The organism is Nibrella viscosa (genome assembly GCF_039541875.1).
In the GTDB taxonomy this organism is placed as follows: domain Bacteria; phylum Bacteroidota; class Bacteroidia; order Cytophagales; family Spirosomataceae; genus Nibrella; species Nibrella viscosa.
This window is the reverse complement of sequence record NZ_BAABHB010000006.1, coordinates 261,203-275,310: the sequence shown is the minus strand read 5'-3', so window position 1 is coordinate 275,310 and position 14,108 is coordinate 261,203. Positions and strand designations below refer to the sequence as shown.

Annotated in this window: 10 protein-coding genes; 2 read left to right on the top strand and 8 right to left on the bottom strand. The window is 51.9% G+C overall.

What is annotated here, in order from left to right; translation table 11 throughout:
• Window position 1: 1 nt before the first annotated feature.
• From trmB to ABD931_RS16890, 6 genes are all read right to left on the bottom strand, one after another.
• Window positions 2–676 carry a tRNA (guanosine(46)-N7)-methyltransferase TrmB gene (trmB, locus tag ABD931_RS16915; RefSeq protein WP_345269009.1) on the bottom strand — a complete coding sequence of 225 codons (675 nt, stop codon included), beginning with the start codon at window positions 674–676 and terminating at the stop codon, window positions 2–4.
• 4 nt (window positions 677–680) lie between these two features.
• Complete coding sequence (locus ABD931_RS16910; protein WP_345269008.1) at window positions 681–1,979, bottom strand: bifunctional folylpolyglutamate synthase/dihydrofolate synthase; 1,299 nt, start codon at window positions 1,977–1,979, stop codon at window positions 681–683.
• Window positions 1,980–2,918 (bottom strand): energy transducer TonB, encoded by a 939-nt coding sequence (locus tag ABD931_RS16905; RefSeq protein WP_345269007.1) that lies wholly within the window; start codon window positions 2,916–2,918, stop codon window positions 1,980–1,982.
• Window positions 2,919–3,104: 186 nt separating this feature from the next.
• Window positions 3,105–4,244, bottom strand: coding sequence for an HU domain-containing protein (locus ABD931_RS16900; RefSeq protein WP_345269006.1), 1,140 nt, complete (start codon window positions 4,242–4,244; stop codon window positions 3,105–3,107).
• 25 nt (window positions 4,245–4,269) lie between these two features.
• Window positions 4,270–5,967, bottom strand: coding sequence for a TonB-dependent receptor (locus tag ABD931_RS16895; protein WP_345269005.1), 1,698 nt, complete (start codon window positions 5,965–5,967; stop codon window positions 4,270–4,272).
• Window positions 5,968–5,993: 26 nt separating this feature from the next.
• Entirely contained in the window at window positions 5,994–9,011 is a 3,018-nt protein-coding gene (locus ABD931_RS16890) for a tetratricopeptide repeat protein (protein ID WP_345269003.1), read from the bottom strand.
• 119 nt (window positions 9,012–9,130) lie between these two features.
• On the opposite strand from ABD931_RS16890, the gene ABD931_RS16885 reads away from it, so the two are divergent.
• A complete protein-coding gene (locus ABD931_RS16885) occupies window positions 9,131–10,999 on the top strand; it encodes a M61 family metallopeptidase (protein WP_345269002.1) in 1,869 nt (622 codons plus the stop codon).
• 4 nt (window positions 11,000–11,003) lie between these two features.
• Here the strand turns inward: ABD931_RS16885 and ABD931_RS16880 are convergent, their stop codons facing one another.
• Window positions 11,004–11,252 carry a hypothetical protein gene (locus ABD931_RS16880; protein WP_345269001.1) on the bottom strand — a complete coding sequence of 83 codons (249 nt, stop codon included), beginning with the start codon at window positions 11,250–11,252 and terminating at the stop codon, window positions 11,004–11,006.
• On the opposite strand from ABD931_RS16880, the gene ABD931_RS16875 reads away from it, so the two are divergent.
• The gene (locus tag ABD931_RS16875) at window positions 11,244–12,329 is read left to right on the top strand and encodes a tetratricopeptide repeat protein (protein ID WP_345269000.1); all 1,086 of its coding nucleotides are present in this window, start codon (window positions 11,244–11,246) and stop codon (window positions 12,327–12,329) included. The genes ABD931_RS16880 and ABD931_RS16875 overlap by 9 nt on opposite strands.
• On the opposite strand, the gene menD is transcribed toward ABD931_RS16875, so the two are convergent.
• Entirely contained in the window at window positions 12,326–14,089 is a 1,764-nt protein-coding gene (gene menD / locus ABD931_RS16870; protein ID WP_345268999.1) for a 2-succinyl-5-enolpyruvyl-6-hydroxy-3-cyclohexene-1-carboxylic-acid synthase, read from the bottom strand. The two genes, ABD931_RS16875 and menD, sit on opposite strands and share 4 nt — an antisense overlap.
• Window positions 14,090–14,108 lie beyond the last annotated feature (19 nt).

The window sequence follows — 14,108 nt, the reverse complement described above, 5'->3', positions numbered from 1 at the left end:
TTTACAGCGCGGCCTCATCGGCCGCGCTTTTTTTGCATTGCAGGTACTTGATCGAAAACCCTTTGTTGTAAAATAGCTCTTCGTACTTGGTTTTGATACCGAGATGAATGTTGTTCAGCGAAGAACTATATAAATCATGGGTGTATACCAGATCTGTAAATCCATTCTCCGGGAGAACTTGCAGGCTATAATCGAAGAACGCGGTATTATCGGTCTTGAGATGAAGCTTACCCCTTGACGACAATATAGTACTGTAAATTGCCAGGAAGTACGGGTAGGTAAGCCGGTGTTTTTCCTGTTTATCGCGAGGCTGCGGGTCGGGAAACGTAATCCAGATCTCATCCACCTCACCTTCGGCAAAAAACTCCAGCAAATACCGAATGTCCGTACGCAGAAACGCCACGTTTGTAAGCCCGCCGGCCAAAGCAGCCTGTGACCCACGGGCGATCCGGTCGCCTTTAATATCGACCCCAATAAAATTTTTGTCCGGATACGCGTTGGCTAATCCAACCGTGTACTCACCTTTCCCACAGGCCAGCTCCAGCACAATAGGATTATTATTCTTAAAATATTCCTCCCGCCAGGTACCTTTAATGGTTCTAAACAGCGGTTTGCCAGTTTCAATGACGTTGGGACTTTCCCAATTCTGCTGGAATCGTATTAACTTTCTTCTCACGTACTTACAAGGCTTGCAATTCAGCTACCACATAGGTGCTGCCTGTTACAACTACTAAATCCTCCGCCGAAGCCTCGGCTACCGCCGATGCCAGTGCGGCATTTACATCCGGATATACCTGCCCCTGTAACCCTGCTGCTACGGCTTTTATAAATAAATCATGAACAGCCAGGGCACGGGGCGTATTTGCCTGACAAAGATAGTACTTGGCAGATGTTGGCAGCAACGCAAGAACCGATTCAACGTCTTTATCCTGGACAAAGCCTATAACCAGATGCAGTTGCCGGTGCTGTATCGTGGGTATCATCGCCAGCAGGCTTTCAAAGCCGGGTTTGTTATGGGCCGTATCGGCCACTACATAGGGATTTTTCCGTAAAACCTGCCATCGACCTTTTAACCCCGTAAGGCGGGTAACGGAAGCCAAACCGTTTTGCAGTTGCTCAGTACTAACCGGAAACTGCTGCAACAGAAAAACACTTTGCAGCACAGCCGGTAAATTAAGCAACTGATATTGGCCCAGCAGATCGATCGTCAACATAAGAGCTATCAGACTTTCTGAATTCAATGACTGATAGAGAACCTCAACCTGCCGTTTCCCGGTCAAAATGCCCTTATCGATACACAGAAAACTATCCTGCGCAAAATATATCGGGGCCTGTTCTTCCTCCGCTTTTTTAAGGAAAACCGCCGTGGTCTCCGGCTGCCTCTCTCCTATTATAACCGGGATCTGCGGCTTAATGATGCCTGCTTTTTCGGTGGCAATCTTATCCAGGGTATCACCCAGCAAATCCATATGATCCCAGCCAATATTGGTAATCACCGACAAAAGCGGCTGTAGGATATTTGTAGAGTCAAGTCTTCCTCCTAAACCCACTTCAATAATGGCCAGATCAACTTCCTTCCTTGCAAAGTAATCAAATGCCATCGCTACCGTAACTTCAAAAAACGATGGATTTACAGCTTCGATCAGTGCCTGAAAGGTCGTTACAAACTGGGCTACCTCTTCGTCCGGAATAGGTTGACCGTTAATGCGTATACGCTCGGTAAAAGACTTCAGATGCGGAGAAGTATACAGGCCAACCCGATACCCGGCGGCCTGGTAAATGGCAGCCAGCATGTGTGAGGTACTGCCTTTGCCGTTGGTGCCGGCTACGTGGATGGTCTTAAAACGCGTGTGCGGCTGTTCCAGAGCCGCACACAGTTTCTCAATATTCGCTAAGCCAGGTTTGATAGCCTTAGCGCCTATACGATGGAAAACCGGCAGCTTATCGTACAGATAAGCCAGCGCTTCCTGATACTGCATTTATTTAGATGTAATAATAAACGTTATGGTTCCGGTTGAAACCGGTGGCGTAACCGACGATTTAGGAACCAGCCTCAGCCGCTCTACCGCTTTCCGATATACCTCGACAACCGAAGGGCTTACTGTAGTTTGCATCGTCCGCACCGAAATAATATCGCCACTCTGGTCTACCTTCAACTGAAAAACAATCTTACCTGTCTCGTCGGAGTTGTCGTTGACATTCGGGCGGCCGGTCAGCGACCAGCCCGATACGTCAAATGCCACGCCGGAGCCGGTGCCACCCGGCGTTCCGTATAAGCCTTTGGCATCGACTTTTCCGTTCGGGTTTCCCTTATCGCCAACGCCACTGGCGTCGTCGCCGTTATTATTACCTCCTTCACCGGCTGCCCGGCCCGACGTACCGTTAGACCCTCCGCCCCCGGATGTCCGTTTAAAGAGGGCATTCGGATCTACATTCTCCGCCTTTTTTGCCGGTTCTGTTTTGGGAGGGGCTGGCGTAGGCTTGGGTGCCGTTGATTCGGTTTTCTTCGTCTCGGCTTTTTCGGGCACACTCACCGGACTTTCTACCTTGCTGGCAATAACCGGCTTTTCGGTAACAACCTTGCTGGGTTTAGCCTGTTCTACTTTCGGAACAGGCGTTATCGGCGTCTTCTCTACGCGTGGCGTGGTCGTAATTTTCGGGTTAGGTTTGGTCTCGGCCCGCTTTACATCGACCGCTCTGGGCGAAGGACTGGGCTTATTAAAGGTCTGCACATTCCCACTGCCCACGGCATCCGTTCCAAAATTAACCTCCACAAATTCGATCGGCGGAGGCTGCGGTTTCATAAACGAAAGCTTAACAAACAGAAGTATAACCACCAGCAACAGGTTAAAGGCAAAAGAGCCTGCCAGTGCCAAAATGCGAACTTCTTTCTCGTTTTCAAATGCCGTGCGGTTCATCAGGTACCTATAGTTCTTGCCGTACTAACGCTAAAATCGTCTTTTTCGTTTATGAAACAATGCGATGAAGTAAATATTGGGGCAACGGAGAGTTAAAGGAAGAAACGTCTGCTAATTCCGGCAACCAAAAAAGGCAACCGTTTCCGATTGCCTCCTGTTTATTGAATACGATGCACCCGGTATCGGCTAATATTCCATGATCCAGGCATCCAGGCCAGTGATGGCAGATACCTCATCAAGTTTACCTACTGCATCTAATCGGTTAACACTGCTAAACACACCGACCTTAAATAATTGCCCTTTCCGAAATGGCTTAATAATATAAGCATCACTATACCCTTCTTTCCGCATTTGTCGCTGAAAACGACCGGCATTCTGTCGATTTGAAAAGCTTCCGGCAATAACAATGTACTGCGGCCGGACTATTGCGGGTTTACCTTTTTCTTCGGTTACCTGTTTTACTTCAACTATAACCTTTTCGGTCGGCACCGGTTTCGCTGCTGCATCCTCCGGTTTATTATCCTCAACGGCAACAGCCGGCACTGTTTGGGTAGATGTTGCCTGGGGCATATCTACGGCAAGCTGCTTATCCGGTGCACGTTCTGCCGTTGTTCCCGCTACTGGTTTTACCGATACATGTTCAGCCTCCGGTTTGGTCATAAATGATGGCAGATGGAGCAACGACGATGGGCTTAAACTACTTTGCAGCAGATCGTCGGTCTGAATCACCGAAACATAGCTGATTCCAACTAACGAGCCGACAAACACTGCGGCCGCTACCCATGGCCAGTATGACCGGCGACGTCGCTGAGCGTCTTCCTGACCGGCAGGAATCTCCTCGGTTTCCATCAGGCCGGCACTCGTTACTACCGGCACAAACGCCACATCCTCCTTTTGCGCCTGATGGATCCACTCACCTACCTGAACCGGTTGCATGCCGTATACCTCACCATTGAAGTTATGCCGCAACTCTGGGTCAAACTGAAGTTTACCTTCTTCGTTCTGAGTGAACAGCCCAATACCGTCTATAGACAAACTACCTGTCTGCCGGACCTCCTGCTTCAGTTCTGCTACAAACGCGGCAATATGCCGCAGAGCCTCCTCCCGACCACAGCCTTCGTGCAACACAACATAGTTGGTCAGAATGCCGTCGTCCAGGCGAAGCGCTTCATTAAACGCCAGTCTCTTGCGGGGAGGCATATAGAGGCCGGTTGATTCCACATAGGAGGCCGGTAGCAGGTGAGTTAGAAAAGCCCCTAACTCCGGAACGACAATACAGTCGTACTGATACAGCAGTTTTTTGACGTAGGCGCTTACAGGTGTCATGGCAGGTGGAGCAACCGGTTATGGGTTAGAACGAATAGGAAATTCCTCCGAGAAAGTTAAGGCCTTGAACCCGATAATACAAATACCGCTGGTAATTCTGACCGAAGACATTATTTAACGATACGAAGGCGGAGAACTGCTTGCCTAAGAAATAGTCAATTTTAAAATTCAGGTCTACAATGGGTTTCAGCGTATAGGCCTCTCCAGACACAAAATTCTTTGCCCGGATACCCTCGTAAAAGTACAAGTCGGAGGTGATAAATAATTTTTTGTTCAGAATGTAAGAGTTCGACCATTGCCCGGCAATGCGCGGCCGATGCCAGGCCTCCTCCAGCCGGTCGAGCCCGTAACGGAACACATCGCCTTTGAGAATGGATCGAAACTTGTCTTTCTGCGAATAACCCAGCTGCGCCGAAATCGTCAGCACCTTTGCGGTACCGCCATCGTAAAGCGGAAAGAACCTGGAAGTGTCAGGCCATGTATTGTTGAAAACATAAAAATTGCGGTACTGGGCGTACGACACTTTACCCTCATAACTGAATCCCCCACCCAAATCTCCTTTGGTTCCGCCGTAGATGTCCGATAGCTTAACAGTGTTAGATAGCAGTGCCTGCGGCCCTAACCATCTATTTTCTCCTAAAAACGTCCGCAGCGTGTTCCGGATTACGTCGCCGTCGTGGCCCACATAAAAGTGAATATTCCCCGTCGGTACAAAGTCGATTTCCCCGATTGGAAAGCCATACGTTTTGTTAATTCCCTGCCGCTTGTCGGTTTCATTGGCGGCAGTCAGACCGATCATGGCCGTAAACCGGGGTGAGGTGTATTTAAACGCCGGCTTCACCCGGTATACATTCCGGTTATCGACCGGACCATCTGTCCGCTGGGTTACATAGGCATCGGCACCCACCAGGGCCACAAAATTGTCGGTAATACCCACCGAGCCGTTGAAATTGGTACCCCAGTCAAATTCGCTGGCATTGTAGGCATCGTTCAGCGAATAAATTCCAGTCTTCAGCGAATAGTCGATGAGGTTATCCGAATCTACGTTTTCGATACCTACATTGAGGTTGTAGGTATTCAGTCGTTGCCGGATGGTTTCGCGGTCTACCCCTTCCGGCAACCGCCGGCCGTAGAAGTAGTACTGATCGCGGTTATAACCCAGCGTTCCACTTAGCTTAAACTGTTCCGTCAGATACTTTCCGGTAAGCCTTCCTTTCGTTTCGCTCTGGGCCGAGTTTTTACCGTCGACCGGGCCGATAGAGGAAGACAGATGCCGCAGCGATCCTTCAACGCCATAATTTGGCTGGTTATGAATACCCATAAACCCCTCACCGTAGAACGTACCGTAATTACCGGCCCCTACTTTGACATAATTATTGTACACCGGATTCTGGGCCGGCTGCGTAGCCGAGACCGGCAGGGCGTTCAGATTAATTCGCGGATCCCCTACAGATAATTTCCGGTCCTGAAATTCGTAGGTCAGTTTACGCTGCTCGGTGGATGGCTTGACTGATGGTATTTTGTTAAAGATCCGGTTGGCGGGCGGCAGTTCGATGCGCCGGTTTTTCTCCACCGTAATTTCCTGGTTCTCTACTTCGCCCTCCTTTACCGGTGGACGTGCGGGGCGAGGTTGTTGCTGCGCTTCGGCAATCAATGAGGCAGAAAGTATTCCGGCCGCCAGGGTGAGCTGGGTAAGCCGCACGGTCCGGGTGCTACGGGACATAGTGTTAAATAAGGTCAATCGTGTGGTTAGTTACGTTCTTCAAGCGCTTTTAACTTCTGACGGGCTTCATTGACAATCTCCGGCTGCGAAGCATTGTCAATGATTGAACTCAGCACAGCTTTGGCCTGGGCAATTTCGTTCAACCCGACATTGTTGTCGGCTACCAGCAAAAAAGCTTTCCCTTTCCAGTACTCGAACTCGCCAAACTGCTCGTTGAATTTCAGGAGGGTGGCTATAGATTCTTTATATTTCTTTTGCCGGTACTGAATATCGCCGATCAGGTAATTGGCTTCGGCACCGTTAACATCTTTCGCCAGGGCTATGGTCCGTTCAAATTCTTCCTGTGCTTTTTTCTGGTCGCCTTTCTGCAGAGCCGCCTTACCCAGGGCGAGCTGCGCCCGGTTCTGCGCACCCGGCACCACACTACCGGCCGTTAAAATTTCGCGGGCATAATACGTAGCTGAATCTGGTTTGGAGCCGGCCAGGTAGGTATCCATCAGGCCCAGCATAGCCGATACCTGATCGTTTTTGGTGCGTGCCTGTCCCAATACCACCTGGTAGTTCCGTACCGCCCGTGCATAGTTCCGCTGCGCCAGTTCAATCTCGGCCGCCCGGCTTGCCGCCCGAACCGTAAAATCGGAGTTGCGATCGTTAATAATCAGGTTATAGTACCGCAAGGCGTTGGCGGCATCGTTGGTCCGGTAATACGAATCAGCCAGGTAGTACCGCGCTTCGCTGGTACTGGGACTCGCCGGATACTCCTGCATAAAGCCAAGCAGCGCCTGAATAGCCTGAGCGTATTTTTCGTTAAAATATAAGCCTTTAGCATTCTCAAACTCAACTTTCGCTACATCCGTACTACCCGGATTGGTTTTCTTGTACTGTGCCAGCTCACGGCTGAACTCATCCGCCCGGCCGGCATCGCTCAAGGCGTTTTGCAGCCCTAATAAGGCACTCTGCGCTTCGGGAGCGGTTCCGTATTCGTTCAAAATCCGGCGGTAATCGACTACAGCCTGATCGTAGGTTTGCAGGTTGCTGTAGGCAATGGCCCGCTTCAGCAACGCCTGTGGTATGAGTGAACTCTTGGGCTTATCCTGAATAAGTTTGGTAAATCCGCGAATGGCTACCTGGTAAGACCCTTTCTCAAAATCGACATTGGCAGCCTGGAACAGGGCATCTTCCGCATACCGTGAATTTGGATTTTGCCGCAGCACCTGATCGAACATGGCCTTTGCCTCCACATCACGATCCATAAAGCTCAGGATACGGCCTTTCTGGTAAGTAGCGTAATCTTTATCGACCCGGCCCTGCGCAATGGCCTGGTCATAGTACCGCATAGCTTCATTATACTGCTTGTTGGCCAGGTACGAATCGGCAATGCGCACCACAGCGTCACCCACCATACCGGGGTCTTCGGCACTGCCACGGCTTACAAAATCCCGGAAGTACTGGAGCGCCCGCGTGTAATCCTTTTTATTGTAGTAGGCGTACCCTAAGGCATATTGACTTTTAGCCCCGAATTCGGAATTGCGTGCCACCTGGCCATACAGCGGAATGGCTTCGTCGTATTTGCGCTGAGCCGAGAGCGATTCAGCTTTCCAGTAAGTAGCGGCTGTGCGTAGTTCAGCATCCACCGGATTCTGCAACGACTTATCGAAGTTCTGGATCGCCTGGGTGTACCGCTCAGCATTGAAGTCGTTCACGGCCTGGTTGAAGGTCAGCCGCTGGTAGGTAGCGTTGATTTTGGGCGTCCGGCGCTTCAGCCCTTCGATGTAGGAAATAGCGGCCGGGTAGTTGTTGGAAGCAAAATAGGCTTCGCTGATGAGTTCGTTGGCTTCGTTCTCGAATTGGCTGTTCGGGTACCGACGCAGAAACTCGGTCAGCTCTTTGGCGGCTTCGCCCCCGTTATTCAGATCCAGTTGCAGTTTGGCGTGGTTGAAAAAAGCCTCTTCCTGGATAGCCGGATTGAACGGCAACCGGCTCGCCTGATCGAAAGAAGTCAGGGCGTACTGCGGATTCTGCGTCTGCAGGTAACTGATGCCTAAGGTATAGGCAGCATACTGCGCCGTAGTATCTTTCCCGCTCGACACCTGTTTCAACTGCGCAATGGCGTCGGGGTACGCCCCGGTTTTAAACAGCGACTGACCATACCGGAAACGGACCGCAGCCGGCACCCGCACGTTTTTACCGGAAATATACTGGCGATAGTACGGAATTGCTTTCGGGTAATTTCCCTGCTGGTAATACACCTCCGCCGTAAACAGGGCAACCTCCGGCAAGGCACTGGCACCTCCGCGACGCAACAGGGGTTCCGTATACGCCAGCAATTCATCAAACCGCTGTTCCTTATATAAGGCCTGGGTAATCCAGCCCGGCACTTCGTTCTGGTAGGTAGGATCTTTCTCAATCCGCCGGAAATCACTGACCGCTTCCCGGTAGCTACCCTGCCGGAAATTGATAACCCCCGCGTAGTAAGAAGCCGCCGGTGCCACCGCCAACTGGGTATCCTGTTTAATGGCGTTCAGCAAGGGCAAGGCTTTCGGCAGGTTCTGGGTATTGTAGTACGCCAATGCCAGCTTAAACTTGTTCTCTGCCTGCTGGGTATAGTTCTGATTCTGCTGCACGGCCTTCTCCAGAAAACTGATGGCCCGGCCGTAATCTTCTTTATTAAAATAGTAATTCCCCAGATCGGCATAGAGTTGGCCGGCCTTCGGGTGCTCGCTATGGTTCTTCACAAAGCGGTCGACCATCACTTCCGCCCCCGGCTCATCGATGTACAGGCTCGTCAGGGCAACGTAGTACTCGGCTGATACGGCATTCTGGTCGTTGGTATTGAGGATATTCTTCCGCCGATCCAGATACTGCTGGAACTCATACCGGGCAGCGGCATAGTTATCTTTTTCAAACAATTCAACGCCGGTGCGGTAATGATAATCAGGCTCGGTATAACTAAGGGTGCGCTGAGCCGATGCGGTAAGCGGAGCCAACAGGGTTCCGGCGATCAGGAAAGTTCGTCGTAACGGGTACAAGGAGGATAGTAGCATAGATTACACAAAGGTTGTGAATCCTTTGAAAGCATTGTAGTTTCGCCGACAATTTTAGCTAAGCTGCGTAAGCCTGCCCCGTCGGATTACGTTAAAAACGAAAGTACTCTTATTTCCGTATGAAAAAAAAATCCTGTGAAGTGTTTTTATGCTGTGTCTGGTTGCTGGTCGGAATCGTATCCTCTGCTCGGGCCGAAAATGAACCGGCACCCGTACCGACCATCGCTTATACCTTATCCATGCCGCAGCCGCAGACCCACTTTTTTGAGGTGGAAATGCGCCTGAGCAATATGGCCAATCAAACCAATCTTAAAAAATTCGGCTACCTCGACGTGAAAATGCCGGTCTGGACACCGGGCTCGTACCTGATCCGGGAGTATGCCAAAAACGTAGAAGGTTTCTTGGCCCTGGCGAATGGGAAACCAGTTCCCGCCCAGAAGATTAATAAGAACACCTGGCGGATTGCCACTACCGACGAAAACATAACGCTTCGCTACCGCGTATACGCCAATGAGCTCTCTGTCCGAACCAGCCACCTGGACATGAGTCACGGCTACCTGAACGGAGCCAGTATTTTTCTGTACCAGGATGCCCTGAAGGCTTTTCCGCATCAGGTGGTAATTCAACCGTATACCGGCTGGACTAAAGTAAGCACCGGGCTGGAGCCGGTGAGCGGGCAGCCGTTTACCTTCCGGGCGTTGAATTATGATATTCTGGTCGACTCACCCATCGAGATCGGCAACCACCGGACGTTTACCTTCACCGCATCCGGCATTCCGCATACCGTAGCCATGTACGGGGATGTGGAGTACGACGAGAAAAAGCTGGCGGCCGATTACAAGAAGGTCTGCGAAACGGCGGCTACCGTCATCGGCGAACACCCCTGCGAGTCCTATACCTTTATTGTCCACCACTTCGGCAACCCCAGCGGGGGCCTCGAACACCAGAACTCCACCACACTCCAGACTACCCGCGAAGCTTATAAGAACGAAACCAACTACAAGCGCTTTCTGACGCTGGTAGCCCACGAATACTTCCACCTCTGGAATGTGAAGCGTATTCGGCCCATTGCCCTCGGACCGTTCGATTACGACAACGAGAACTATACCCACATGCTCTGGGTGTCGGAAGGCTTTACTTCGTTTTACGAAGATTACATTCTGCGCCGTGCCGGCTACTTTACCCCCGATCAGTACCTGAACATCCTGGCGGGCGACATCAACGGCATTGAAAATCAGCCGGGCACCCGTGTCCAGTCGGTAGCGGAGTCCAGCTTCGACGCCTGGATCAAAGCGTACCGGCCCAACGAAAACTCCATTAACAGCACCATCTCGTATTACACCAAAGGAAGCGTTCTGGCCAATCTGCTGAACCTGACGATTCTGGCAAATACCAACGGTACCCGCAACCTCGACGACCTGATGCGGTTTTTATGGAACGAGTACTACAAGAAACGGCAGCGAGGATTCACCGACGACGAATTCAAAAAAGCCGCTGAGCAGATCGCCAACCGCAACCTGGATGATTTCTTCCGAAAATATATCTACGGTACCGATGCAATCGATTACAATTCATTCGTGCAACCTTTCGGTTTGCAACTGGTTAATGTCGCTATTCCCAATAACCAGGGTTACCTGGGAGCCGGCACAACCTTTGCCAACGGCAAGCTCACCGTCTCCTCCGTGCGCCGGGGCTCGGCCGCCTGGAACGATGGATTAAACGTAAATGACGAAATTCTTTTTGTCGACAGCGTTCGTGTAAGTAACGATCTCAACAACGCATTAACGGGTAAGCGATCCGGCGATAAGGTTCGCCTGCTGGTCAACCGCGACGGTCTCCGCAAAGACCTAACCCTAACCTTAACCGAAAATCCGCTGGTCAGCTACCGCTTCGACATAGTGCCTAACCCCACTTCCCAGCAACGGGCGCTGCTAAACCGCTGGTTGTACATCCAGCACTCGGCGGGTGCGGCTGCGGAGGGACGGTAGTCCATCATACCACCCCATTCCGCTCCATAGAAGCACGCCAGTCGGTGGTCATGTCCTGGAAACGACGGGTTACCTGTTCCAGGAACAGCGGGTCGAGCAGGGCCTCAACGTCTTCGGGACCGGTAACGTCGAGTTCGCTGATTTTATAGGTTTGTTCCAATAATCCGTGTTCAACTTTGACAATAAACTTGTTGTTCCAGGCAAAAAGGGAAATCCGGAACTGTGCATGAGGAATATCTTGCAAATGACGCATAAGAGAAATAGACAATATAGTGGGAACGGAAACCCGACCAGCCGGTTTCTGGTACAAAGCCTGCTGGCGGCTGTTCTTCTGGCAATGATGGGCAGCTGCTCGGATACCAGGCAGGAAGAAGCCGCTCAGTTTTTTCTGAAAGGCAATATACAGCTTAACAAGCAGGAATACCGGGAGGCTATCCGTTTCTACACGGAAGCCATCAACAAAAAGCCTGACTTTGCCGATGCCTACAACAACCGGGGCCTGGCCAAATACCGCAATGGTGACCTGCCTGGTGCCCTGGCCGATTATGACAAAGCCATTGATATCGACCCCAACTTTGAAGCGGCTTACCTGAACCGCGCCGACGTGAGAAATGACCTGAACGACGCCCAAAACAGCCTCGCCGATCTCCAGCGTATCGAAAAAACGTATAAAGACTCGGCGTTTTACCAGGCCCGGCTCGGCGAGACGTACACCCGGCTCAACAACCTTGCTCCCGCCCAGGCCGCCTTTGACAAAGCCATCCGGCTGGACCCCAACAATGCCGAAGCCTTAACCAACCGGGGTGCGCTGCTCTTCCAGCAAAAAGCGTATAAGCTATCACAATTGGATCTGGAGCGGGCCCTGCAACTAAATCCGAAACAGCACGAAGCTCTGAACAACCTCAGCATGATTCTGGCCCGGAGCAAAAATTACGAATCGGCCCTGGCATACGTCAACCGGGCACTCGAGCAAAAGCCCAACCAACCGTACTACCTGAACAACAAAGGATATTACCTGATGATGCTCGACCGGGACAAAGAAGCCTTGCCGTTCTTACAGGAATCTCTGCAGCTTGACAACCAGAATGCCTGGGCTTACCGGAATATGGGGATTTTCTACCTCCGCCAGAAACAAGCGGGTCAGGCGATAGAAGCCCTCCGAAAAGCAGAACAACTCGACTCGTCGGTCGATCAGGTGTATTATTACCTGGGAAATGCGTATCAGGAAACCGACAACCTCCTAAAAGCCTGCGAAACCTGGCAGACCGGTGCGCTTGCCGGTGATAACCAGGCCAGACAGCAACGAACCATTTTCTGCTCCGCCCGTTAAACTCCGCCAAAAAGGCGTTTAACCTTATCCTTGTATTGCTGGAAAGCCGTTGCATTCACCCGTTTGTCGGTAAAGACTTCCAGTAGTCTGGCTTTACTACCCGGCGTGAAAAAATCGGCTAAAGCCAGTTGGAGTTCCGCACGCCCGTGGCTGCTCCGGTACCCAATACCGGCTTCTTCGGCGGTGGTGCGCCCCGTCAGGGGTTGCTCTGTCTCGAAATAGGTTTCCAGTTCGGGTTGCTGAGCCGGGCCGTCGATCATCCGGAAAATATGCCCCCCCTGATTATTAAACAACACAATACGCAGGTTTGCCGGCACATACGAATTCCACAACGCGTTGCGGTCGTAGAAAAACGCAACATCACCAATAAACAGCGTGACAAGCTGATCGGTAGCCAAAGCCGCACCTACGGCCGTACTCAGACAACCGTCGATGCCGCTGGTGCCCCGGTTAGCCGACACGGCTATGTGTTGGTCGGCGCGGATACCGCACAGATTGGCGTACCGCACCGGCATGCTGTTGGCCAGGTGTAGAACAGAATGGGGTGGTACCGCATCCAGGATGGTTTGCACGGCTGCCCATTCGGTAAAAGGCTCCGCCGGTTGCAGCGTCTCCTGGACCAGCTTACCGGCCCGCCGGTCGGCCATTTGCCAACGCTCCAGGTATTCGTTTTCCTCGGGTTCCTCTTCCCCCTGCAAAAACCGCTGGTAATCGAGATCGGCAAACAGCTTCCCGAAAAAGTATAGCGGATCGGTGGGAATCAGTTTAGTCAGGGACTGAAACGAATCGACCAGTCGGTCGGCCGACGGCTGGATATGCCAGTGCTGCCGGGCGGGGTATTTGCGGAGAAATGTTTTCAGATTTCTGGCCAGGAAAGATTGCCCGCACGTTAGCAGCAGGTCCGGTCGCAGTTCTTCCAGGAAGTCTTCTCCTGCAACGCTGCTCAAAAAGGTATCCGATTGGGTAATAAAAAGCTGATTCTGGTGCTGGTTACTGATAATTTCGCCCACCACCGGTACGGCCAGTTCTTCGCTGATTTTCTGCAATACCTCTGTTAGCTTTGGGTGGTAAGGCAACTGCCCCACCGCAATTAACTTACGTTCAGCCCCCTCCCACTCGCTCAGCAATTGGTGCCAGGTTTCGGCAGGTAGTTCCTGCGTTACCAGTACCTGGTCGATCACGCGGACTGGTTCATACCGAAAATGTTCTCCTTCTTTGGGATAGAACGGTTCGCGCAGGGGAACGTTGATATGCACAGGCCCTAGAGGTGTTAACCCACTCAGGTTCAGGGCTTCATTCACCGACCTTTCAATGTACCAGCGGGCATCCGGATGGCTATAGTCGGCCGGTAAATCATAGCTGCGTTTCACGTGACTCCCGAAAATACCGGCCTGAAAAATAGTTTGCCCATCCTGCTGCTGCACCCATTCCCGCGGCCGATCGGCCGTTAGCAGCACCAGCGGTATTTCCTGAAAATAGGCTTCGGCCACCGCTGGGGCGAGGTTGTACACTGCACTGCCGGAGGTGCAGATTATGGCAACAGGTTTAGGTTGCCCATTAACAATACGCTGCTGTGCCAGGCCCAGGGCAATAAATCCGGCAGATCGTTCGTCGGCAATAACCCGCACCCGCAGCTTCGGGTGCCGGGCCACGGCCAGCGTCAGCGGGGCCGACCGGGAGCCGGGCGAAACAATAACATCGGTTATACCTTTCTGGTACAGCAGTTCTGCCAGGTTGACAATGGGTTGCAGGATAGGCACGGAACAATGAGAGTTTAAA